The sequence below is a fragment of the Pseudomonas sp. LBUM1651 genome (assembly GCF_059716135.1).
The window spans coordinates 4,560,552-4,583,566 of sequence record NZ_CP166805.1 but is presented as its reverse complement, the minus strand read 5'-3'; the positions used below and the strand labels follow the sequence as shown (position 1 = coordinate 4,583,566).

Genomic DNA, 23,015 nt, shown 5'->3' with positions numbered 1-23,015 from the left:
GGTGCGCCGACCCCCTATGTTAGAGTGGCGCACTTTTTCGAGGGGACTGTCACTGTGTGGGAATTGGTCAAATCCGGCGGCTGGATGATGCTGCCGATCATTCTGAGTTCCATCGCGGCCATGGCGATCACCGCCGAGCGTCTCTGGACCCTGCGAGCCAGCCGTGTGACCCCGGAGCACTTGCTCGGGCAGGTCTGGGTGTGGATCAAGGACAAGCAACTCAATAAAGACAAACTCAAGGAACTGCGTGCCAACTCGCCGTTGGGCGAGATCCTGGCGGCGGGCCTGGCCAACTCCAGGCATGGTCGCGAGATCATGAAGGAGTGCATCGAAGAGGCCGCCGCGCGCGTGATTCACGAGCTCGAACGCTACATCAACGCCCTCGGCACTATCGCCGCCATGGCCCCGTTGCTGGGCTTGTTGGGCACGGTGCTGGGCATGATCGATATTTTCAGCGCGTTCATGGGCTCGGGCATGACCACCAACGCCGCAGTGCTGGCCGGCGGCATCTCCAAAGCGCTGATCACCACGGCGGCGGGCCTGATGGTCGGTATTCCGGCGGTCTTCTTTCACCGTTTCCTGCAACGCCGGATCGATGAGCTGGTGGTGGGCATGGAGCAGGAAGCGATCAAGCTGGTCGAGGTTGTGCAGGGTGACCGTGACGTGGACCTGTCCGAGGGTAAAAAAGCGTGAAATTCCGCCGCAAGCAACGGGAGAATGTGGACATCAACCTCGCGTCGCTGATCGACGTGGTGTTTATCCTGCTGCTGTTTTTCGTCGTGACCACCACCTTCACCCGTGAAACCCAGTTGCGCGTCGATCTGCCGGAAGCGGTCAGTGGTTCGCCTGCCGAAGACCAGCAGGTCAAACACCTGGACGTCGCCATCAGTGCCGAAGGCGTGTTCTCGGTGAACAATCAGGTCTTGCAGAAGAACGACCTGACCACGCTCATGGAAGCGTTGCAGAAAGAATCCAGCGGCGACACCAACCTGCCGTTGTCCATCAGTGCCGATGGCAAGACCCAGCATCAGTCGGTGATCACCGCCATGGACGCCGCCGGCAAACTCGGCTTCAGTCACTTGCGCATGACCACAGTCGAGGCGGCGCCGCCCGCGCCCTGATGGCCATGTCCGATCGCTTGCTCGCCGCGTGGTACGACGGTCATCCGGCCCTGAAGCTGTTGCAGCCACTGGAGTGGCTGTATCGCCGCGTGGTCATGAACAAGCGCAAACGCTTTCTGGCGGGTGAGGGCGAGATTTATCAGCCGCCGGTGCCGCTGATCGTCGTCGGCAACATCACCGTGGGCGGTACGGGCAAGACACCGCTGATTCTGTGGATGATCCAGCATTGCCAGCGCAGCGGTTTGCGGGTCGGCGTGGTCAGCCGCGGCTATGGCGCCAGACCGCCACACCTGCCGTGGCGCGTCGAGGCCGAGCAAATCGCCGATGAGGCGGGCGATGAACCGCTGTTGATCGTCCAGCGCACTGGCGTTCCGTTGATGATCGACCCCGACCGCAGCAGCGCCGTCAAAGCGCTGCTGGCGAGCGAGCCGCTGGACCTGATTCTGTCCGACGACGGCATGCAGCATTACCGATTGGCGCGGGACCTTGAACTGGTATTGATCGACGCCGCCCGTGGCCTGGGCAACCAGCGTTGCCTGCCTGCCGGACCGTTGCGCGAGCCGGTCGAGCGCCTGCAAAGCGTCGACGCGGTGCTGTACAACGGCGCCGCCGAGGATCGCGACAGCGGTTTTGCCTTCCAGCTGCAACCCACCGAACTGGTCAATCTGCACAGCGGTGAACGGCGCCCCCTCGATCACTTCCCCGCCGGTCAGGCGCTGCACGCCGTGGCCGGGATCGGCAATCCGCAGCGTTTCTTCACGACCCTCGAAACGCTACACTGGCAGCCAGTCCCGCATGCATTTGCCGACCACGCTGAGTACAGCGTGCAGGCCTTGAATTTCACACCGTCATTGCCGTTGGTGATGACCGAAAAGGACGCGGTGAAGTGCCGCGCCTTCGCCGCCGCCGATTGGTGGTACCTGGCGGTCGATGCTGCGCCATCGCCGGCTTTCGTGGCCTGGTTCGATACGCAGCTGATGCGCCTGTTGCCGGCTCGTCTTTTGCCTTAAACCGTTTTTCTTCAGGGAATGCTCATGGACACCAAATTGCTCGATATCCTCGCTTGCCCGGTCTGCAAAGGCCCGCTCAAGCTCAGCGCCGACAAAACCGAGCTGATCAGCAAGGGCGCCGGCCTGGCGTACCCGATTCGCGATGGCATCCCGGTGATGCTCGAAACCGAAGCCCGCACCCTGACCACTGACGAGCGTCTGGATAAATGACCACAGCCTTCACTGTTGTCATTCCATCGCGTTATGCCTCCACCCGCTTGCCGGGTAAACCGCTGTTGCTGATCGCCGGCAAACCGATGATCCAGCTCGTCTGGGAACAGGCGAGCAAAAGCAGCGCCGAGCGCGTGGTGGTTGCCACCGACGATGTGCGCATTGTCGAGGCGTGCAACGCGTTTGGCGCCGAAGTGGTGCTGACCCGCGAAGATCACAACTCCGGCACTGATCGCCTGGCTGAAGTCGCCGCAAAACTCGGCTTGGCGCCTGACGCCATCGTGGTTAACGTTCAGGGTGACGAACCGCTAATCCCGCCGAGCGTGATCGATCAGGTTGCTGCCAACCTGGCCGCCCACACCGAAGCGCGCATGGCCACATTGGCCGAGCCGATCGAAGACGTTGAAACCCTGTTCAACCCCAACGTGGTCAAGGTCGTCAGCGACCTCAACGGCCTGGCGCTGACGTTCAGTCGCGCGACGTTGCCGTGGGCCCGGGACGCGTTCGCGAAAAATCGCGATGCGCTGCCGGAAGGCGTGCCGTACCGCCGCCACATCGGCATCTATGCCTACCGCGCCGGTTTCCTGCATGACTTCGTCAGCTGGGGCCCATGCTGGCTGGAAAACACCGAATCCCTGGAACAGCTGCGTGCCCTGTGGCACGGCGTGCGAATTCATGTCGCCGACGCGCTGATCGCACCGCCCACCGGCGTCGACACCGTCGAAGACCTCGAGCGCGTTCGTCGCCTGCTGGAGGCCTGATGCGGGTTTTGTTCGTCTGCCTGGGCAACATCTGCCGTTCACCCACGGCCGAAGGCGTGTTGCGACACAAACTGCGTGAAGCGGGGCTGGCCGATCAAATCGAAGTCGCCTCCGCCGGCACTGGTGACTGGCACGTCGGCAGGGCGCCGGACAAACGCAGCCAGGCTGCGGCCAGGCTGCGCGGTTACGACCTGTCCACCCAGCGCGCCCAGCAAGTGACCCGCGCCGATTTCGCCACCTACGACCTGATCCTGGTGATGGACCACAGCAACCTGCGCAACCTCGAGGCCCTGCAACCCGCCAAGGGCAAGGCTGAGCTGGACCTGTTCCTGCGTCGCTACCAGTCGGACGTCGATGAAGTGCCGGACCCGTACCACGACGGTGATCAAGGCTTCGAGCACGTGCTGGATCTGATCGAGCGCGCGACCGACCTGCTGGTGATCGAATTGAAGGGCCGGTTATGAGTTTGCAGGTTCAACCCCGGGTTTCGCTCAAGCCGTTCAATACCTTTGGCGTGGACGTTCAGGCGCGTTTGTTTGCCGAGGCTCACAGCGATGCCGACGTGCGTGAGGCGCTGGCCTATGCGGCGGAGCATGACGTGCCGCTGCTGGTGATTGGCGGTGGCAGCAATCTGCTGCTGACCGCTGATATCCAGTCGCTGGTGCTACGCATGGCGACACGCGGGATTCGTATCCTGAGCGACGACGGCAACAAGGTCGTGATCGAAGCCGAAGCCGGCGAGCCTTGGCATCCGTTCGTGCAACACACGCTGGCAAAGGGGTTGTCGGGGCTGGAAAACCTCAGCCTGATCCCCGGCACCGTCGGCGCGGCACCGATGCAGAACATTGGTGCCTACGGCGTGGAGATCAAGGACGTGTTTGCCGGCCTGACCGCTCTGGATCGCCAGACCGGCGAACTGCGGGACTTCACGCTGGCCGAGTGCAACTTCGCTTACCGCGACAGTCTGTTCAAACAGGAGCCGGGGCGCTGGTTGATCCTGCGGGTTCGGTTTGCCCTGGACCGCGCCGCGCACCTGCATCTGGAGTACGGCCCGGTGCGTCAGCGCCTGACCGAGCAAGGCATCGATCACCCGACCGCCACCGACGTCAGCCAGGCGATTTGCAGCATCCGCAACGAAAAACTACCGGACCCGGCGGTGCTCGGTAATGCCGGCAGCTTCTTCAAGAATCCGTTGGTGTCGGCCGCGCTTGTCGCTCAGCTCAAAGGCGAGTACCCGGACCTGGTGGCTTACGCGCAACCCGATGGGCAGATGAAACTGGCCGCGGGCTGGCTGATCGAGCGGGCAGGGTGGAAAGGTTTCCGCGAGGCCGACGCTGGCGTGCATAAATTGCAGGCGCTGGTGCTGGTCAACTACGGGGCCGCGACTGGCCTGCAGTTGTTGAACCTGGCGCAGCGCATTCAAAAAGACATTTCCGAACGTTTTCACGTCGACCTGGAAATGGAGCCCAATCGGTATTGAAGCAACGCTTTCAAGACTGATCTCAAAGCCCTGCACAGCTTCAACTGTGCAGGGTTTTTTTTGTTAATGCTGGGTTAACTTAGCTACCTAACGATGCAAGCATTTGCTTCACCAAAGGCCCAATGCAGACGTCCCCGTTCGCATAAGAGAGCCTCATTAGCCTGAGTCGATCTGCGTGATGCCAACCGTTCATTCCCAGGCGGCAGATTGCTCGACCCCATAACCTCCAGACATATGCGGGCGTGCCCATGATTACCCTGAAGCTCAATGGTCAAGACCATCAACTTGATGTCACCGAGGACATGCCGCTGCTCTGGGCCATCCGCGACGTGGCCGGTTACAACGGCACTAAATTCGGCTGCGGCATGGGCCTGTGCGGCGCCTGCACCATTCATATCGAAGGCTCGCCAGCGCGCAGCTGCATCACGCCGATCGGTTCGGTGATCGGCCAGAACGTCACCACCATCGACAACCTGCATGCCGATCCGGTCGGGCAAATCGTTCAGCAAGCCTGGCTCGACACTGCCGTCGCCCAGTGCGGTTACTGCCAGGGCGGGCAAATCATGTCCGCCACTGCACTGCTCAAGACCAACCCGAACCCGAGCGACGAACAGATCGAAGAGGCAATGGTCGGCAATATCTGCCGTTGCGGCACTTACAACCGTATCAAGACCGCCATCCGCCAGGCATCCACGCACCTGAAGGAGGCCAAGGCATGAGCCAGTTACCGAATGATTTCGCCCTGAGCAATCTGAGTCGTCGGGGGTTCCTCAAAGGCGTCGGCGCCACGGGTGCGTTGGTGTTGGCCGCGAGTTGGGGCTGGCAGGATGCGTTGGCCGAGGACAAGCCGAAGAAATTCGGTGCCGACGGCATGCCCAACGGCTGGATCGACGATCCAAAGGTCTACATCAGCATCGCTGCCGATGGCACCGTGACCGTGGTGTGTAACCGTTCGGAGATGGGGCAGGGCATACGTACCAGCCTGACCATGGTGGTCGCCGATGAACTGGAAGCCGACTGGACTCACGTCAAAGTACAACAGGCGCCGGGTGACGAAGTGCGTTTCGGCAACCAGGACACTGATGGTTCGCGCAGCATGCGCCACTGGTACGAACCGATGCGCCGTTGCGGCGCTGCCGCGCGGACCATGCTCGAACAAGCCGCCGCCGAGCAGTGGAAAGTCCCGGTCGGCGAATGCCATGCGCAACTGCACAAAGTCATCCATAAACCGAGCGGGCGTGAGCTGGGCTACGGCGCGCTGGCCGCAGCTGCCGGTGCGTTGGCGGTGCCGGCGCGCGACAGTGTGCGGCTCAAGGAGCCTTCGGAGTTCCGTTACATCGGCAAGGAAGGCACCAAAGCCATCGACGGTACAGACATCGTCAACGGTCGCGCAATCTACGGCGCCGACGTGCATTTCGACGGCATGCTTTACGCCACCATCGCGCGCCCGGCGGTCTATGGCGGCAAGGTCAAATCCGTGGATGACAGCGCTGCGCTGAAAGTCCCGGGGGTGATCAAAGTCATCCGGATCGAAGGCCGTCCGCTGCCCTCGGAATTCCAGCCGTTGGGCGGCGTGGCCGTGGTAGCCAGCAACACCTGGGCGGCAATCAAGGGCCGCGACGCGCTGAAAATCGAATGGGACGAAGGCCCCAACGCCAGTTACGACTCGATCGCCTACCGTAAGGAAATTGAAACCGCGTCGCTCAAACCCGGTAAAGTCGTGCGCAATACCGGCAATATTGACGAGGCCATGAGCAGCGCCAACAGCACCCTCGAAGCCTCCTACTATCTGCCGCACCTTACGCAAGCACCGATGGAACCGATGGTCGCCGTCGCCCGTTTCAAGGATGGTGTGTGCGAAGCCTGGGGCCCGAGCCAGGCGCCGCAAGTCACCCGTGAACGGATCCGCGAACGCCTGGGCATTCCGCTCGATAAGGTCACCTTTAACGTCACCCTGCTCGGCGGCGGTTTCGGTCGTAAGTCCAAGCCGGACTTCATCATCGAAGCGGCGATCCTTGCCAAGGAATTCCCCGGCAAGGCGGTGCGCGTGCAGTGGTCCCGTGAAGACGACATCCATTGCTCCTATTTCCACACCGTGTCGGCTGAATACCTGAAGGCCGGTTTGAACCAGGACGGCCTGCCATCCGGCTGGCTGCACCGCACCGTGGCACCGAGTATTTCCGCGTTGTTTGCGCCGGGCAAAAACCACGAGGCGGCCTTTGAGTTGGGCATGGGTTTCACCAACATGGCTTACGCGATTCCCAACGTGCGCCTGGAGAACCCGGAAGCGGCGATTCATACGCGGGTCGGCTGGTATCGCTCGGTGTCGAACATCCCCCACGGCTTTGCGATTCAGAGCTTTGTCGATGAGCTGGCGCACAAGGCCGGCGAAGATCCGCTGAAGTACCAGATCAAGTTGCTCGGCCCGGATCGTCAGATCGATCCGCGCACCTTGAGTGAAGAGTGGAACTACGGCGAGTCGCCCGAACGCTATCCGATCGACACCGGACGGATGCGCACGGTGCTGGAAACCGCTGCCAAAGCGGCGGGTTGGGGACGTGAGTTGCCCAAGGGCCGAGGCCTGGGGCTGGCGGTGCACTACAGCTTCGTCACCTATGTGGCGGCGGTGATCGAGGTCGAAGTCAAAGACGATGGCACATTGATCGTGCACAAGGCTGATATTGCAGTGGATTGCGGCCCGCAGATCAACCCGGAGCGGATTCGCTCGCAGTTCGAAGGCGCATGCGTGATGGGCCTGGGCAACGCGGTGCTGGGGGAAATCAGCTTCAAGGACGGCAAGGTCCAGCAGGACAACTTCCACATGTACGAAGTGGCGCGCATGTCCCTGGCGCCGAAGGAAGTCGCCGTGCATCTGGTGTCTCCAGCGGGCAACGTGCCGCTGGGCGGTGTCGGTGAACCGGGCGTGCCGCCGATAGCGCCAGCGCTGTGCAATGCCATCTTTGCCGCCACCGGCAAACGTATCCGCAACCTGCCGGTTCGCTTTCAGTTGCAGGGTTGGCAGAAGGCTGAGGCTTGATGGACAGTGTCGATCTGAACGTCCTGCGCAGCGTGCTGGAATGGCGCCGCGCCGGTCAGCGGGTGGTGTTGTACAGCGTGGTCCAGACCTGGGGCACCGCGCCCCGGGCACCTGGCGCCATGCTGGCCTTGCGTGAAGATGGTGTAGTGATCGGTTCGGTGTCCGGCGGTTGTGTCGAAGATGACTTGATTGCCCGACTGCACGATGGCCGAATTCCGGCTGACGGGCCGCCGGTGCAGTTGATCACCTACGGCGTTACCCGCGAGGAGGCCGCACGCTTTGGTTTGCCGTGCGGCGGCACCTTGCGTCTGACCGAGGAGCGCGTCGGTGACCCGGCCTGGGTCGCCGAATTGCTGGCACGTTGCGAAGGCCATGAAATCGTCGCGCGCTCGCTGGATATTGCGACCGGCGAGGTGGTGTTGCAGCCGGCGAACAAGAGCGATGTGCTGAGTTTCGACGGTCACACGTTGCGTGCGATCTACGGTCCGCGCTGGCGGTTGTTGCTGATCGGTGCGGGGCAACTGTCCCGGTATGTCGCCGAGATGGCGCGGCTGCTGGATTTCGAAGTGCTGATCTGCGACCCACGCACCGAATTCGTCTACGGCTGGGAAGAACAGCACGGTCGCTTTGTCCCTGGCATGCCGGACGAAGCGGTGATGAACATCCAGACCGACGAACGCACGGCCATCGTCGCGCTGACCCACGATCCGCGCCTGGATGACATGGCGTTGCTCACGGCCCTCGACTCCCGGGCCTTTTATGTCGGCGCGCTGGGCTCGCGGGTCAACAGCCTGAAGCGCCGGGATAACCTGGCTCAGCTAGGCTTGTCACAAGAGGCGATCGAGCGCTTGCACGGGCCGATCGGCCTGCACATCGGCAGCCATTCCCCGGCGGAAATCGCCTTGTCGCTGCTGGCCGAAATCGTGGCGATCAAGAACGGTGTCGAGCTGAAACAGAAGAAGCCGTTGCGGGAGGAGGTATGAGTGAGCCAATCGGCGTCATCGTGTTGGCGGCGGGGCAGGGCAACCGGTTTCGGCAAGTGGCGGGGGCCGATAAGGATAAGTTGTTGGCGGACTGTACGGGACGCGATGGCGCCGTTCGTTCGGTGATCGAGCAGGTGCTGGTGAGTTTGCCGAGTACTCTGGCGAAGCGCGTGCTGGTGACGACCGAAGATCGCCCGCAAGTGGCTCGTATGGCCCAGGCGTATGGTTTCGAGGTTGTGCTGATCGAATCGACCGGGATGGGCGACAGTATTGCGGCCGGGGTGGCGGCGTGCTCGCAGCTCGGTGGCTGGTTGATTGTGTTGGGGGATATGCCGTTTATTTTGCCTTCCAGTATTGAGCAAGTGGCGGCGGGGATTGCTGATGACGGGATCAGTGTTCCGGTGATCAATGGCGAATACGGACATCCGGTGGGTTTTGGTCGTTCGTTTGGACCGGGGTTGATGGTGTTGTCCGGGGATCGTGGAGCCAAGCCGTTGTTTGCGTCGGCAAGGGTGGTCGAGGTCGCGGTGGACGATCCCGGGGTGTTGTGGGATGTGGATGTGCCTGCTGCGTTGGTCTTTGCCTGATAGATCGCCTTCGCGGGCAAGCCTCGCTCCTACAGGATTCGTGTCGTACGACTGTTATGTAAACGACCCCAAACTTGTAGGAGCAAGGCTTGCCCGCGAAGAACGATAACGCGGTCTACCTGTTTAAAAGTCGACATAAAAAAAGCCCCGCCTGGATCACCAGGCGGGGCTTTTTAGTGGCCGATGGAATCAGACGAGGGGTTTAGGCTCGTGCTCTTTTTCCAGGGCTTGCTCGTGTTGCTCTACCGCTTCCTGAACGGAGCGCGGTGCTTCTTCGATCACGGATCCAGCTGGCTCGGCAGTGACTTCAGCAGCCGGGGCAGGAGCAGCCTCGACGACTTCAGCCACAACCGGTGCCACTTCGACAGCGACCGGAGCAGCAGCGGCAGCCAGTTCGGCTTCCTTCTGCAGGCGCTCTTCTTCACGCTTGCGACGACGCACTTCACGCGGGTCGTTCGGCGCGCGGCCACTTGGCGTCAGGGCGCTGACAGGAGCAGCTTCAACGGCGGGTGCAGCCACTTCAGCGACAACCGGCGCTTCAACCACTGGAGCGGGTTCGGCAGCAGCCACTACTGGCTCGGAAACCATGGCTTCAGTCGTCTCGCTCTCAGCGACTGGCGCTGGAGTTGGCGTTTCGGCAACAGCTGGCTCGGCAACCCAGTTGAACGCGGTTTGCTCTTCGCGAACTTCACGAACGGTTTCGGTTACGGTTTCAGCGACGGTTTCAGCAACCGGCTCTGCAACCTCGGCAGGCGCTTCAGCAACGAAGGCCGGTTCAGCGGCAGCTTCAACCTGAGGCTGTGCTTCTTGAGCGGGTGCCACTTCGATTTCCGGAGCGGCAGTCACTTCTGCGGGCGTGGTTGCTTCAACGACTGGCGCTTCTGGAGCAGTTTCCAGTGTGGCAGCAGTGGCGCGTTCGGCTTGCTCGTTGGCTTGTGCTTCGGCCGGAGCGCTGATCACGCTGCTGGCAACGGCTGCGGTTACAGCCAGGCCGGCGGCCAGATCGGCAGCGCTTGGCGCTTCGCGACTTTCGCCCGCTTCGCTACCTTCGGCGGATTCCGATTCTTCCGAACCTTCGATCACATTGCCGTTGGCATCGCGTTGACGCTCGCGACGGTTGCTGCGACGACGCTGGCCACGGGAGCGGCGGCGTGGACGATCGCCTTCGGCGCCTTCCTGACCGTCTTCCTGCAGTTGCTCTTCGTTGCCGGTCAGTTCTTCTTCGGCAACAGCGGCAGCGGCTTGCTCTGCACGTGGTTGACGCTCTTCACGCGGTGGACGTGGAGCACGCTCTTCGCGTGGCTGACGGGCTGGACGCTCTTCAGCGGTCGCAGCAGCAGCCGGAGCGGTGGCATCCAGAGGCTCACGCAGTTCACGAACCCGTTCTTCACGCTCGCCACGTGGCTTGCGATCTTCGCGAGGCGCGCGCGGTGCACGTTCTTCACGAGGGGCGCGTGGTGCGCGTTCTTCACGAGGAGCGCGTTCTTCACGAGGAGCGCGTTCTTCGCGAGCGACTGCCGGGGTTTCTTCGCGGGCTTCGCGTGGCTCACGTGGTGCGCGTTCTTCACGCGGTGCACGTTCCTCGCGGGGCTTGCGCTCTTCATCGCGGCGACCGTTACGGTTGCGGCTCTGCTGGCGACCGTTGCGACGCTCTTCGTTGCGGGCCGGACGCTCGGTGGTCGCCGGTTTTTCAACCGCAACCGGAGCAGCAGGCTCTTCCTTGGTTGCAAACAGACCGACCAGCGACTTCACCAGGCCTTTGAACAGGCTTGGCTCTGGCACGACGGCCGGTGCAGCAACCGGCGCGGCGACGACTTCGGTCGGAACCGGAGCGTTGGCGCGGGCCGGAGCGGTCTTGACCGCGGCTTCCTGGCGAACCAGGGTGCGGGTCGCAGCGGCTGGCTGGACTTCTTCGACTTCGGCAGCGGCAGCAGCGATTTCGTAGCTGGACTGGTTGATGCTGGCCTCCGGGCTGTCATCACGCAGACGCTGAACTTCGAAGTGCGGCGTTTCGAGGTGATCGTTCGGCAGAATGACGATGCGGGCACGGGTGCGCAGTTCGATCTTGGTGATCGAGTTGCGTTTTTCGTTGAGCAGGAAGGCTGCAACCGGAATCGGCACTTGTGCGCGAACTTCGGCGGTGCGGTCTTTCAGGGCTTCTTCTTCGATCAGGCGCAGGATCGCCAGCGACAGCGATTCAACGTCGCGGATGATGCCGGTGCCGTTGCAACGCGGGCAAACGATGCCGCTGCTTTCACCCAGGGATGGACGCAGGCGTTGACGGGACATTTCCAGCAGGCCGAAGCGCGAGATGCGACCGACTTGCACGCGAGCGCGGTCGGCTTCCAGGCATTCGCGGACTTTCTCTTCCACGGCGCGCTGGTTCTTGGCAGGGGTCATGTCGATGAAGTCGATGACGATCAGGCCGCCGATGTCGCGCAGGCGCAACTGACGGGCGATTTCTTCGGCGGCTTCAAGGTTGGTCTGCAGGGCGGTTTCTTCGATGTCGCTGCCTTTGGTGGCGCGCGCCGAGTTGATGTCGATGGACACCAGGGCTTCGGTCGGATCGATAACGATGGAGCCGCCGGAAGGCAGTTCAACGACGCGCTGGAAAGCGGTCTCGATCTGGCTTTCGATCTGGAAACGGTTGAACAGCGGAACGCTGTCTTCGTACAGCTTGATCTTGCTGGCGTACTGCGGCATCACCTGGCGGATGAACGTCAGGGCTTCGTCCTGGGCTTCAACGCTGTCGATCAGCACTTCGCCGATGTCCTGGCGCAGGTAATCACGGATGGCGCGGATGATCACGTTGCTTTCCTGGTAGATCAGGAATGGCGCGGAACGATCCAGCGAGGCTTCTTTGATGGCGGTCCAGAGTTGCAGCAGGTAATCGAGGTCCCACTGCATTTCTTCGCTGCTGCGGCCAAGGCCGGCAGTGCGCACGATCAGACCCATGTCGGCCGGGGCAACCAGACCGTTCAGGGCTTCACGCAGTTCGTTGCGCTCTTCACCTTCGATGCGACGGGAGATACCGCCGGCACGCGGGTTGTTCGGCATCAGTACCAGGTAACGACCGGCCAGGCTGATGAAGGTGGTCAGGGCGGCGCCCTTGTTGCCACGTTCTTCTTTTTCGACCTGAACGATGACTTCCTGGCCTTCGCTCAGGACGTCCTTGATGTTGACGCGGCCTTCAGGAGCTTTCTTGAAGTATTCGCGGGAGATTTCTTTGAGGGGCAGGAAGCCGTGGCGCTCGGAGCCGAAATCGACAAAGGCAGCCTCAAGGCTTGGTTCGATGCGAGTAATCCGGCCTTTATAGATGTTGGCCTTCTTCTGCTCGCGTGCACCGGATTCGATGTCCAGGTCGTAGAGGCGTTGGCCATCTACCAGTGCAACACGCAACTCTTCGGGTTGAGTTGCGTTAATCAGCATTCTTTTCATGTAGTACCGTCGGTTTCCGGGCTGCCGGAAACGGCGTTCGGCACACACGACTTCTCACGGTCGGTGTCAGGTGCGTCGGGAGTGGTTGGCCATTCCCGTGTCCAGCGAAGTCCGGCCAATGTGGGCCTTCGTCGCGACGTACGCGTCCTGCTTGCTGTGGCTACTTAAGCACTCAGTCAGGAGGAGGAATCAACCAGCGGCTGTGGACGAGATGAAGCGTCTTGATAAAGCCTATTGCTACACAGTCCAGCGGTTGTGCATCTCCACCCTACACGTATCCCTGATAATTCGGGTGCTGCCGCGCGCAGAATCCGCAGCGGGTTGGCATTTACCGTGAGCTCCGAAAGGGGAGGTCACGCATCATGGCTAATTTAGGCGGTGTTTCCGAAGCGTTCGCTCGGGGTCATTCGCAGCTGACTGCACTTTGTGAACTGGCCGTGAATATTGGCTCGCGAAGCGAGTGAAAACTCTGCTTTGCGGCGTGATTCAGGCCTTATGTCACCTGCGCTCGTTACACCTGCAAACTCCACCGTTACGTAGCGAAAGCCCCGTAGGACGGCCTCGCATCCTGGTGAATTGCATTGGTCAGGGCCGGTTTTTGACCGTTGGTCCGCTGTCCAGGCCGCTTTTGGCGGCGTTCGCGACTATAGCAGTAATGATTAAGTGCTTCAATTCCATAAAAAATTGATATCATCCGCGGCATGACGACTACTGCCCCCTCGACCCCAGGCGTACAACTGCTTGAGGTTTCGCCGGAATATGCCGGCCAACGTATTGATAACTTCCTTCTCGCTCGGCTCAAAGGCGTGCCCAAGACCTTGATTTACCGCATTTTGCGCAAGGGCGAAGTGCGGGTGAACAAAGGTCGGATCAAGCCCGAATACAAGCTGCAGGCGGGCGATATCGTGCGCGTGCCGCCGGTTCGCGTGCCGGAGCGCGACGAACCGGTGCCACTGGCCCAGGGCCTGCTGCAACGCCTCGAAGCCTCGATTGTCTTTGAGGACAAGGCGCTGATCGTGATCAACAAGCCTTGCGGCATCGCGGTTCACGGTGGCAGCGGCTTGACTTACGGCGTGATCGAAGCCTTTCGTCAGTTGCGTCCCGATTGCAAGGAGCTCGAACTGGTTCACCGCCTTGATCGTGACACCTCCGGCCTGTTGATGATCGCCAAGAAGCGCAGCATGCTGCGTCACTTGCACACGGCATTGCGCGGCGATGGCGTCGATAAGCGCTATATGGCGCTGGTCCGCGGTAACTGGGCGGCCTCGATCAAGCAAGTTCGTGCGTCGCTCGGCAAGAGCAATCTGCGCTCCGGCGAGCGCATGGTCGAGGTCGACGAGGAGGAGGGCAAGGAGTCTGTGACCGTGTTCAAGGTCCTGCGTCGATTCGGCGACTTTGCCACCCTAATCGAAGCCAAGCCGATCACCGGCCGGACTCACCAGATCCGCGTCCACACTTTGCACGCCGGGCACTGCATTGCCGGCGACACCAAGTACGGCGACGACGATTTCAGCAAGGAAATCCGCGATCTGGGCGGCAAGCGCCTGTTCCTGCACGCCTACATGCTGACCGTGCCGCTGCCGGACGGTGGCGAGCTGAAGTTGCAGGCGCCCGTTGACGAAATGTGGGCCAAAACCGTGGAGCGCCTGAGTGCACCCCTCTGATTACAAGCTGTTGATTTTCGATTGGGACGGCACTCTCGCCGACTCCATTGGTCGGATTGTCGAGGCGATGCACGTCGCGTCCGAACGCTCCGGCTTCCAGTTGCGCGATGATTTTGCTGTCAAAGGCATCATCGGTCTGGGCCTTCCGGAGGCCATTCGTACGTTGTATCCGGAAATCGGCGACAACGAACTGGTGGCTTTCCGTCAGCACTATGCCGACCACTACATCGCCTCGGAAGCCGTGCCTTCGCCGTTGTTTGAAGGGGTGGTCGAGTCGATGGAGGCGTTTCGCGCCGAGGGATATCACTTGGCGGTTGCGACCGGCAAGGCGCGTCGTGGGCTGGATCGCGTGCTGCAGGCGCACGGTTGGGACGATTATTTCGACATCACCCGCGCGGCCGATGAAACAGCCAGCAAGCCCCATCCGCTGATGCTTGAGCAGATCCTCGCCCATTGCGAGGTTCGTCCGGAGCAAGCGTTGATGGTCGGCGATTCGTCCTTCGACCTGCAGATGGCGCGGAACGCCGGCATGGATTCGGTGGCGGTCAGCTACGGCGCGCAATCGATCGACGCGCTGAAGCTGTTCGAGCCGGCGCTGGCCATCGATCGTTTTTCAGAATTGCATGCCTGGCTGAATCAGCGGGCCTAATAGATTTTTGCTGGGGTAGATGCCATGACCGACGAATGGAAAGCACCCGCCAAGGCGAGCGCAGAGAGCGGTGACGAGAAGAGCTGGAAGCTGCTGGAGAAGACCCTGCTGGCCAGCGTGCAGGAGCAGCGCCGGTCGCGGCGCTGGGGGATTTTCTTCAAGCTGCTGACCTTTGTGTATCTGTTTGGCGCGCTGGTCCTGTTCACGCCGCTGATGGACATGGAAAAAGCCGCCACCCGCAGCGCCAATTACACCGCGCTGATCGAGGTGACGGGCATGATCGCCGACAAGGAGCCCGCCAGCGCTGACAACATCGTCGGCAGCCTGCGTGCAGCCTTCGAAGATGAAAAGGTCAAGGGCGTCATTCTGCGCATCAATAGTCCAGGTGGCAGTCCGGTGCAGTCGGGTTACGTTTATGACGAGATCCGCCGGTTGCGTGGCTTGCACCCGGACACCAAGGTTTACGCGGTAATCTCCGATCTGGGAGCTTCCGGCGCTTATTACATTGCCAGTGCGGCGGATCAGATCTACGCCGACAAGGCGAGTCTGGTGGGCTCCATTGGCGTGACGGCAGCGGGTTATGGCTTCGTCGGCACCATGGAGAAACTGGGAGTCGAGCGTCGGACCTACACGTCTGGCGAGCACAAGTCGTTCCTTGATCCGTTCCAGCCGCAAAAGCCTGAGGAGACTCGGTTCTGGCAGGGCGTGCTCGATACGACGCACCAGCAGTTCATCAGCAGCGTCAAGAAGGGGCGTGGCGATCGCCTCAAGGACAAGGAGCATCCGGAGCTATTCTCCGGGTTGGTCTGGTCCGGTGAGCAGGCGCTGCCTCTGGGGCTGATCGATGGTCTGGGTAATGCCAGTTCGGTGGCGCGTGACGTGATTGGCGAGAAGGAGCTCGTGGACTTCACCGTTCAGGAGTCGCCGTTCGATCGCTTCTCGAAGAAACTTGGCGCTAGCGTGGCTGAACAGTTGGCGATGTGGATGGGCTTTCACGGTCCGTCGCTGCGCTGATCTTCTGCCTGCATAAAAAAAACCGGCCTTCGTGGCTAATGCCGATCAGTTAGGCGAAAGCTGCCCCTGTAGGAGCGAGCTTGCTCGCGATGGACGTTAACGATAACGCGTATTTTCTGGATAAACGCGTCGCCTTGAAGTCCATCGCGAGCAAGCTCGCTCCTACAAATCTGCCTAACTGACCGGCATTAGCCTTCGTGGCCGGTTTTTTGTGTTCAGGGGATTTGCACGCCTTCATTCAGCAGCATATCGATCAGGCGAATCAGCGGCAGCCCGATCAGGCTGGTGGCGTCAGGGCCTTCGGTGCTTTGAAACAGGCTCACCCCCAAACCTTCGGCCTTGAAGCTGCCAGCGCAATCGTAGGGCTGTTCGGCGCGCAGGTAGCGTTCGATGCGTGCGGTGTCGAGTGTGCGCATGTGTACGGTGAATGGCACGCAGTCGACCTGGCAGTGTCCGGTCTGGCTATTGAGCAGGGCGAGGCCGGTCAGGAAGGTCACGCTGGCGCCGCTCGAAGCCTGCAACTGTTCACGGGCCTTTTCGAAGGTGTGGGGCTTGCCGATTATCCTGTCGCCGAGTACTGCTACCTGATCGGAGCCGATAATCAGATGAGCGGAATGGCTGCCGGCAAGGGCCTGGGCCTTTTCTTTGGCGAGGCGCTTTACCAGCTCGATGGCGGGCTCTCCCGGTCGATGGCTTTCATCGATATCCGGCGAGCTGCAAGTGAATGGCAGCTGCAAGCGGGCCAGCAATTCCCGGCGATACACCGAGCTTGAAGCGAGTAATAAAGGCAGCATGCGCATCTCCAGAAGACAGGCGCGAATTCTAGCGAGGCTTCCAGGTGACGGACAGGGCTGAATTTCCTTTGACATGGCCGGGTGCATCCCTATAATGCTGCGCCTATGTTGAATGACCCGATTCCACCTCACGTTGACCCGCGCAAATTGGCTGACCGTGGCACCACCCTTCAAGGTGAACTGCTGCTGGCCAATTTGGAGAGACTCTGCGACCCGCTTTCCGACACTGTCGGTACGGTGCAGGCTAAATTCGTTTTTGAACGAGATGAACGTAAGTCTGTGGTAATCCACAGCTTTATCGACACCGAAGTCAAAATGGTTTGCCAGCGTTGTCTTGAGCTGGTCACCCTGCCGATCCACAGCGAATGCAGTTATGCTGTGGTGAAGGAGGGTGCGAATACCCAGTCGTTGCCGAAAGGTTATGACGTGCTGGAACTGGGCGAAGATCCATTGGATCTGCAGTCACTGATCGAGGAGGAGCTTCTGCTCGCCTTGCCCATTGTGCCTGCTCATCATCCGGAAGAATGCCAGCAGCCGGGGGGTCTCGAAGAGGCCGAACCGAGCGAGGACGAGGTAACGCGGTCCAACCCGTTCAGTGTATTGGCGCAGTTAAAGCGTGACCCAAACGTTTAGGAGTTAATCAATTATGGCTGTTCAGCAGAACAAAAAATCCCGCTCTGCCCGTGACATGCGTCGTTCGCACGACGCTCTCGAGGCTAGCACCCTGTCTGTAGAAAAAACCACCGGTGAAGTTCACCTGCGTCACCACGTATCGCCAGAAGGCGTATACCGTGGCCGTAAAGTGATCGACAAGGGCGCTGACGAGTAATCACTTGTCCGCTCAAGTCATCGCGATTGACGCAATGGGCGGGGACTTCGGTCCCCGCAGCATTGTTCAGGCCAGCCTTGCTTGTCTGAATGCTACGCCCTCGCTGCACCTGACCCTTGTCGGTCAACCCTCCCTTCTTGAAGAATTGATCGCTGGCCAATCGGCTGTGGATCGCTCGCGCCTGTCGATTGCACCGGCATCCGAAGTCATTACCATGGACGAAAAGCCTGCCCAGGCCTTGCGCGGCAAGCCCGATTCGTCAATGCGTGTGGCGCTCGAGTTGCTGCGTGACGGCAAGGTTCAGGCCTGCGTCAGCGCCGGCAATACCGGCGCGCTGATGGCTTTGTCGCGGTTTGTGCTCAAGACCTTGCCGGGCATTGATCGGCCGGCCATGGTCGCGGCGATTCCGACGCAGAAGGGCTATTGCCAGTTGCTCGATCTGGGCGCCAACGTCGATTGCAGTGCCGAGCATCTGCTGCAGTTTGCGGTGATGGGCTCGGTCGCTGCAGAAACCCTCGGTATCGTTCGGCCGCGTGTTGCGTTACTTAACATCGGCACCGAAGACATCAAGGGCAATCAGCAGGTCAAGCTGGCTGCGACTTTGTTGCAAAGTGCTCGCGGCATCAACTACATCGGTTTTGTCGAAGGTGACGGCTTGTACCGGGGCGAGGCGGATGTGGTGGTGTGCGACGGCTTTGTCGGCAATATCCTGCTCAAGTCCAGCGAAGGGTTGGCGACCATGATCTCGGGTCGCATCGAAGCCCTGTTCAAAAAAAACTTTGCATCAAAAGTAATCGGTGCAATGGCGCTGCCACTGATGAAGCGCCTGCAAGCGGACCTGGCGCCCGCGCGGCATAACGGTGCAAGCTTCCTGGGTTTGCAGGGAATTGTGGTGAAAAGTCACGGTTCTGCAGGGGTTCAGGGTTTTCAGAGTGCTATCTCCCGAGCCCTGATCGAGATTCAGGAAAACCTGCCGGAACGGATTCACGGTCGACTCGAGGATTTGTTGCTTTAGGCATTTTCGTCGGACAATGCTTAAATGTGACCGCTCAGTTCAATTGGCCATCCAAACTGTCAGTTTCTTGCGTCTCCCAGGCGGGACGTCAATTCTCCGACGACAAGATCATTAGGGGCTTGTTACATGTCTGCTTCCCTCGCATTCGTCTTTCCGGGACAGGGTTCGCAGTCCCTCGGCATGCTGGCCGAGTTGGGCGCGCAACATCCGGTTGTCCTTGAAACATTCAAAGAAGCTTCCGATGCTCTGGGTTACGACCTGTGGGCACTGACCCAGCAGGGGCCGGAAGAACAACTCAATCAAACCGATAAAACCCAGCCGGCCATTCTGACCGCCTCGATCGCCTTGTGGCGTCTGTGGCTGGCTGAAGGCGGCGCGCGTCCGGCTTACGTTGCCGGTCACAGCCTGGGCGAATACAGCGCCTTGGTCGCTGCGGGCAGCCTGAGTCTGGGCGACGCCGTCAAACTGGTTGAGCGTCGTGGTCAGTTGATGCAGGAAGCCGTTCCAGCCGGGCAGGGCGGCATGGCTGCCATCCTCGGCCTGGACGACGCTGACGTACTGGTAGCCTGTGCCGAAGCGGCGCAAGGCGAAGTGGTCAGCGCGGTGAATTTCAATTCGCCAGGCCAGGTGGTCATCGCCGGCGCCAAGGCTGCGGTCGAACGCGCCATCGAAGGCTGCAAGGCGCGTGGTGCCAAGCGCGCCATGCCGTTGCCGGTCAGCGTGCCCTCCCACTGCGAGCTGATGCGTCCAGCGGCCGAACGTTTTGCGGAGTCGATCGCTGCGATCAACTGGCAAGAACCACAGATTCCTGTGGTACAAAACGTCAGCGCGAACGTGCCGGCCGATCTCGAAACCCTCAAGCGCGATCTGCTTGAACAGCTCTACAAGCCTGTGCGCTGGGTCGAATCGGTCCAGGCATTGGCTGCCAAGGGCGCGACCCAACTGGTCGAATGCGGTCCTGGCAAAGTGCTGGCCGGCTTGAACAAACGCTGCGCCGAAGGCGTGTCGACATCCAACCTCAATACCCCAGACGCCTTCGCTGCCGCCCGCGCAGCGCTGGCCTGAATCAGGAGAAGCTTGCATGAGTCTGCAAGGTAAAGTTGCACTGGTCACCGGTGCGAGCCGCGGTATCGGCCAGGCCATCGCCCTGGAACTGGGTCGTCAGGGTGCCATCGTTGTGGGCACTGCGACATCCGCTTCGGGTGCCGAACGCATCGCCGCAACCCTGAAGGAAAACGGTATTCAAGGCACGGGCCTGGAACTCAATGTCACCAGCGACGAATCCGTTGCGGCGGTGCTGGCGAGCATCCAGGAGCAGTTCGGTGCGCCGGCGATCCTGGTCAACAATGCCGGTATCACCCGCGATAACCTGATGATGCGCATGAAAGATGACGAATGGCATGACGTCGTCGATACCAACCTGAACAGTCTGTTCCGCCTGTCCAAGGGCGTTTTGCGCGGCATGACCAAAGCCCGTTGGGGACGAATTATCAGTATTGGCTCGGTAGTGGGTGCCATGGGCAACGCAGGCCAAGTAAACTACGCTGCCGCCAAGGCAGGCCTGGAAGGTTTCAGTCGTGCCCTGGCGCGTGAAGTCGGTTCGCGTTCGATTACGGTAAACTCGGTGGCCCCTGGGTTCATCGACACCGATATGACCCGCGAACTGCCCGAGGCACAGCGTGAAGCCTTGCAGTCGCAAATTCCGCTGGGCCGTCTGGGGCAAGCTCAAGAGATCGCGTCTGTGGTCGCTTTTCTTGCGTCCGACGGTGCGGCTTACGTTACTGGGGCTACAATCCCGGTGAACGGCGGGATGTACATGAGTTAAATGTGACGGATTGCTTCAAAAAAATGTCATACGAGCTGTCTAAAATCCGTTATAAAGCTGCAATCTATTTATAGGCAGAGGGCTGCAGGGTTTGAGGAGTGAAGCTTTCAGTTGAAAAACTGAAAAGTCTTTCTATACACTTACCCACTGGCCAGCTGCCTGAATTTGTCCATTAGGAGTGAAAACAAGGTATGAGCACCATCGAAGAGCGCGTCAAGAAAATCGTTGCCGAGCAACTGGGCGTTAAAGAAGAAGAAGTGGTCAACACTGCTTCCTTCGTTGAAGACCTGGGTGCCGACTCCCTTGACACCGTTGAGCTGGTGATGGCTCTGGAAGAGGAATTCGAGACCGAAATCCCTGACGAAGAAGCTGAGAAGATCACTACTGTACAAGCTGCAATCGACTACGTTACTAGCCACCAGGCGTAATAGTTTGTAATCGTTGCTTGCTGTCATGGAAAAACCGCACTGCCATCATGGCGTGCGGTTTTTTCTTTAGGCCTGATGCAAAGTCGTCATTTGAAAAAGGAGAGTGCTGTGTCGCGTAGACGCGTCGTAGTCACCGGTATGGGTATGTTGTCGCCACTGGGCACGGATGTGCCGAGCAGTTGGCAGGGCATTCTGGCTGGCCGCAGTGGCATTGGTCTGATCGAACACACCGACCTTTCTGCCTATTCCACCCGTTTTGGCGGCTCGGTAAAGGGCTTCAATGTCGAGGAATACCTGTCGGTCAAGGAAGCTCGCAAGCTCGACCTGTTCATTCAGTACGGTCTGGCCGCCGGTTTCCAGGCTGTGCGTAACGCAGGGCTTGAAGTTACCGACGCCAACCGTGAACGCATCGGCGTGGCTATGGGTTCGGGTATTGGCGGTCTGACCAATATCGAAGAAACCAGCCGCACGCTGCATGATTCCGGCCCACGACGGATCTCTCCGTTTTTCGTGCCTGGCTCGATCATCAATATGATTTCCGGTTTCCTGTCGATCCATTTGGGTGCACAGGGACCTAACTACGCCATCGCCACCGCGTGTACCACTGGTACGCACTGCATCGGCATGGCGGCTCGCAACATCATGTACGACGAAGCCGACGTGATGATTGCCGGCGGCGCCGAGATGGCCGCCTGCGGTCTGGGCATGGGCGGCTTCGGTGCCTCCCGCGCACTGTCGACCCGCAACGACGAGCCGACCCGCGCCAGCCGTCCGTGGGACAAGGGCCGTGATGGCTTCGTCCTGTCCGACGGTGCCGGTGCGCTGGTGCTTGAAGAGCTGGAGCACGCGAAGGCTCGCGGCGCGACCATCTACGCCGAGCTGATCGGCTTCGGCACCAGTGGCGACGCTTACCACATGACTTCGCCGCCAGCGGACGGTGCCGGCGCTGCGCGTTGCATTACCAACGCCTTGCGCGACGCGAAGATCAATAGCGATCAAGTCCAGTACATCAACGCTCACGGCACCTCGACTTCGGCTGGCGACCTCGCCGAAGCCTGTGCGATCAAGTCGGTGTTCGGCGATCACGCCTACAAGCTGGCCGTCAGTTCGACCAAGTCCATGACCGGTCACCTGCTGGGTGCGGCAGGCGCGGTCGAAGCGATCTTCAGTGTGCTGGCGATCAACAGCCAGGTGGCGCCGCCGACCATCAACCTCGATGAACCGGACGAAGGCTGCGACCTCGATTTCGTGCCGCACACTGCGCGCAACATGAATATCGACGTGGTGCTGTCCAACTCCTTCGGTTTTGGCGGTACCAACGGCTCGCTGGTGTTCCGCCGGTTCGCTGGCTGATGGACAGCTGGGTCGACGGTCAGCCGGCTGGCGCTCTGTCGCTGAAGGATCGCGGCCTGGCCTACGGTGATGGTCTATTCGAAACCATCGCCGTGCGCGGCGGCCAGCCGCTGTTGCTGGACCGGCATTTGTCGCGTCTGGCCGATGGCTGTTCGCGCCTGGCGATCTCGGCCGATCACGCGCTGATCCGCAGCGAACTGCAGGCCTACGCCGCAGCTCTGGGTGAGGGTGTGCTTAAACTCATCCTCACTCGCGGCGACAGCTTGCGCGGTTACGCCCCTGATCCTGCGGCCCAGGCCCGACGTATTCTGCAAGGCAATCCTCCTGCTGCTTATCCTGCGGTTCATGGAGAGCAGGGCGTTCGCCTCTTTCCCTGCACCACACGATTGGCCAGACAACCCTTGCTCGCCGGGCTCAAACATCTGAACCGTCTGGAGCAAGTCATCGCCCGCTCCGAATGGCAAGACACCGAGCATGCCGAAGGCTTGATGCTTGATCTGGCCGGTCGCGTGATCGAAGGCGTGTTCAGTAATCTGTTCCTGGTCCGCGATGGCGTGTTGATCACCGCCGATCTCAAACGCTGCGGTGTCGCCGGCGTGATGCGTGCCGAATTATTGTTTCAAGCCGAGTCGCTGGGGATACCCACGCAAATCACCGACATCACTCTCGAACAGCTGCAATGGGCTGACGAAGTCTTTGTCTGCAATAGCGTGTATGGCGTTTGGCCGGTGCGCGCCTATGCAGCACTGAGCTGGTCGGTTGGGCCGCTCACCCGTAAACTCCAAACCATTGCCCGCGCGCTACTGGATGCTTGATA

24 protein-coding genes are annotated in these 23,015 nt (G+C 60.6%); 22 read left to right on the top strand and 2 right to left on the bottom strand.

Features of this window, described 5'->3' with window-relative positions; translation table 11 throughout:
* Positions 1-54 precede the first annotated feature (54 nt).
* The 11 genes from pocA (at position 55) to ACA066_RS21330 (ending at position 9,189) form a co-directional block, all read left to right on the top strand.
* Entirely contained in the window at positions 55-693 is a 639-nt protein-coding gene (pocA, locus tag ACA066_RS21380) for a flagellar polar localization protein PocA (RefSeq protein ID WP_497696526.1), read from the top strand.
* Positions 690-1,121, top strand: a complete 432-nt coding sequence (pocB, locus tag ACA066_RS21375; RefSeq protein ID WP_214377856.1) for a flagellar polar localization protein PocB — start codon at positions 690-692, stop codon at positions 1,119-1,121. The genes pocA and pocB overlap by 4 nt, the downstream gene beginning before the upstream one ends.
* Positions 1,121-2,131, top strand: a complete 1,011-nt coding sequence (gene lpxK / locus ACA066_RS21370) for a tetraacyldisaccharide 4'-kinase (protein ID WP_497696525.1) — start codon at positions 1,121-1,123, stop codon at positions 2,129-2,131. Before pocB ends, lpxK begins: the two co-directional genes overlap by 1 nt.
* Before the next feature lie 24 nt (positions 2,132-2,155).
* Entirely contained in the window at positions 2,156-2,341 is a 186-nt protein-coding gene (locus tag ACA066_RS21365; RefSeq protein ID WP_007945752.1) for a Trm112 family protein, read from the top strand.
* On the top strand, positions 2,338-3,102 hold the full coding sequence (gene kdsB / locus ACA066_RS21360; RefSeq protein WP_497696524.1) for a 3-deoxy-manno-octulosonate cytidylyltransferase: 765 nt from the start codon (positions 2,338-2,340) through the stop codon (positions 3,100-3,102). Before ACA066_RS21365 ends, kdsB begins: the two co-directional genes overlap by 4 nt.
* Positions 3,102-3,566, top strand: a complete 465-nt coding sequence (locus ACA066_RS21355; protein WP_497696523.1) for a low molecular weight protein-tyrosine-phosphatase — start codon at positions 3,102-3,104, stop codon at positions 3,564-3,566. Before kdsB ends, ACA066_RS21355 begins: the two co-directional genes overlap by 1 nt.
* The gene (murB, locus tag ACA066_RS21350; protein ID WP_497696522.1) at positions 3,563-4,582 is read left to right on the top strand and encodes a UDP-N-acetylmuramate dehydrogenase; all 1,020 of its coding nucleotides are present in this window, start codon (positions 3,563-3,565) and stop codon (positions 4,580-4,582) included. The genes ACA066_RS21355 and murB overlap by 4 nt, the downstream gene beginning before the upstream one ends.
* Before the next feature lie 248 nt (positions 4,583-4,830).
* Entirely contained in the window at positions 4,831-5,301 is a 471-nt protein-coding gene (locus tag ACA066_RS21345) for a (2Fe-2S)-binding protein (protein ID WP_497696521.1), read from the top strand.
* The gene (locus ACA066_RS21340; protein WP_497696520.1) at positions 5,298-7,619 is read left to right on the top strand and encodes a xanthine dehydrogenase family protein molybdopterin-binding subunit; all 2,322 of its coding nucleotides are present in this window, start codon (positions 5,298-5,300) and stop codon (positions 7,617-7,619) included. Before ACA066_RS21345 ends, ACA066_RS21340 begins: the two co-directional genes overlap by 4 nt.
* On the top strand, positions 7,619-8,602 hold the full coding sequence (locus ACA066_RS21335; RefSeq protein ID WP_497696519.1) for an XdhC family protein: 984 nt from the start codon (positions 7,619-7,621) through the stop codon (positions 8,600-8,602). Before ACA066_RS21340 ends, ACA066_RS21335 begins: the two co-directional genes overlap by 1 nt.
* Entirely contained in the window at positions 8,599-9,189 is a 591-nt protein-coding gene (locus ACA066_RS21330; protein ID WP_497696518.1) for a nucleotidyltransferase family protein, read from the top strand. Before ACA066_RS21335 ends, ACA066_RS21330 begins: the two co-directional genes overlap by 4 nt.
* A gap of 189 nt (positions 9,190-9,378) precedes the next feature.
* Here ACA066_RS21330 and rne read toward each other — a convergent pair whose 3' ends face one another.
* Complete coding sequence (gene rne / locus ACA066_RS21325; protein WP_497696517.1) at positions 9,379-12,627, bottom strand: ribonuclease E; 3,249 nt, start codon at positions 12,625-12,627, stop codon at positions 9,379-9,381.
* Positions 12,628-13,328: 701 nt separating this feature from the next.
* On the opposite strand from rne, the gene rluC reads away from it, so the two are divergent.
* The 3 genes from rluC to sppA are packed head-to-tail and all read left to right on the top strand — an operon-like array spanning position 13,329 to position 15,954.
* The gene (gene rluC / locus ACA066_RS21320) at positions 13,329-14,291 is read left to right on the top strand and encodes a 23S rRNA pseudouridine(955/2504/2580) synthase RluC (RefSeq protein WP_497398566.1); all 963 of its coding nucleotides are present in this window, start codon (positions 13,329-13,331) and stop codon (positions 14,289-14,291) included.
* Complete coding sequence (locus ACA066_RS21315; protein WP_497696516.1) at positions 14,278-14,940, top strand: HAD-IA family hydrolase; 663 nt, start codon at positions 14,278-14,280, stop codon at positions 14,938-14,940. Before rluC ends, ACA066_RS21315 begins: the two co-directional genes overlap by 14 nt.
* A gap of 24 nt (positions 14,941-14,964) precedes the next feature.
* On the top strand, positions 14,965-15,954 hold the full coding sequence (gene sppA, locus ACA066_RS21310) for a signal peptide peptidase SppA (RefSeq protein WP_497696515.1): 990 nt from the start codon (positions 14,965-14,967) through the stop codon (positions 15,952-15,954).
* Between the two features lie 215 nt (positions 15,955-16,169).
* Here the strand turns inward: sppA and ACA066_RS21305 are convergent, their stop codons facing one another.
* Positions 16,170-16,748, bottom strand: a complete 579-nt coding sequence (locus ACA066_RS21305) for a Maf family protein (RefSeq protein WP_497696514.1) — start codon at positions 16,746-16,748, stop codon at positions 16,170-16,172.
* 105 nt (positions 16,749-16,853) lie between these two features.
* Here ACA066_RS21305 and ACA066_RS21300 point away from each other — a divergent pair, with 105 nt between their 5' ends.
* The 8 genes from ACA066_RS21300 to pabC all read left to right on the top strand — a co-directional run bounded on the left by ACA066_RS21300 (position 16,854) and on the right by pabC (position 23,013).
* Positions 16,854-17,381: a YceD family protein gene (locus ACA066_RS21300; protein WP_462009364.1), complete on the top strand. Its 528-nt coding sequence runs from the start codon at positions 16,854-16,856 to the stop codon at positions 17,379-17,381.
* 13 nt (positions 17,382-17,394) lie between these two features.
* Positions 17,395-17,577: a 50S ribosomal protein L32 gene (gene rpmF, locus ACA066_RS21295; RefSeq protein WP_003179396.1), complete on the top strand. Its 183-nt coding sequence runs from the start codon at positions 17,395-17,397 to the stop codon at positions 17,575-17,577.
* Between the two features lie 4 nt (positions 17,578-17,581).
* On the top strand, positions 17,582-18,592 hold the full coding sequence (gene plsX, locus ACA066_RS21290; RefSeq protein ID WP_497696513.1) for a phosphate acyltransferase PlsX: 1,011 nt from the start codon (positions 17,582-17,584) through the stop codon (positions 18,590-18,592).
* 126 nt (positions 18,593-18,718) lie between these two features.
* The gene (gene fabD / locus ACA066_RS21285; protein WP_497696512.1) at positions 18,719-19,657 is read left to right on the top strand and encodes an ACP S-malonyltransferase; all 939 of its coding nucleotides are present in this window, start codon (positions 18,719-18,721) and stop codon (positions 19,655-19,657) included.
* A gap of 16 nt (positions 19,658-19,673) precedes the next feature.
* Positions 19,674-20,417, top strand: coding sequence for a 3-oxoacyl-ACP reductase FabG (gene fabG, locus ACA066_RS21280; protein WP_150717479.1), 744 nt, complete (start codon positions 19,674-19,676; stop codon positions 20,415-20,417).
* A 191-nt stretch (positions 20,418-20,608) separates the two neighbouring features.
* Complete coding sequence (gene acpP / locus ACA066_RS21275; protein ID WP_003175607.1) at positions 20,609-20,845, top strand: acyl carrier protein; 237 nt, start codon at positions 20,609-20,611, stop codon at positions 20,843-20,845.
* Between the two features lie 108 nt (positions 20,846-20,953).
* Positions 20,954-22,198 (top strand): beta-ketoacyl-ACP synthase II, encoded by a 1,245-nt coding sequence (gene fabF, locus ACA066_RS21270; RefSeq protein ID WP_497696511.1) that lies wholly within the window; start codon positions 20,954-20,956, stop codon positions 22,196-22,198.
* Positions 22,198-23,013, top strand: a complete 816-nt coding sequence (pabC, locus tag ACA066_RS21265) for an aminodeoxychorismate lyase (protein ID WP_497696510.1) — start codon at positions 22,198-22,200, stop codon at positions 23,011-23,013. Before fabF ends, pabC begins: the two co-directional genes overlap by 1 nt.
* The last annotated feature ends 2 nt before the right edge of the window (positions 23,014-23,015 follow it).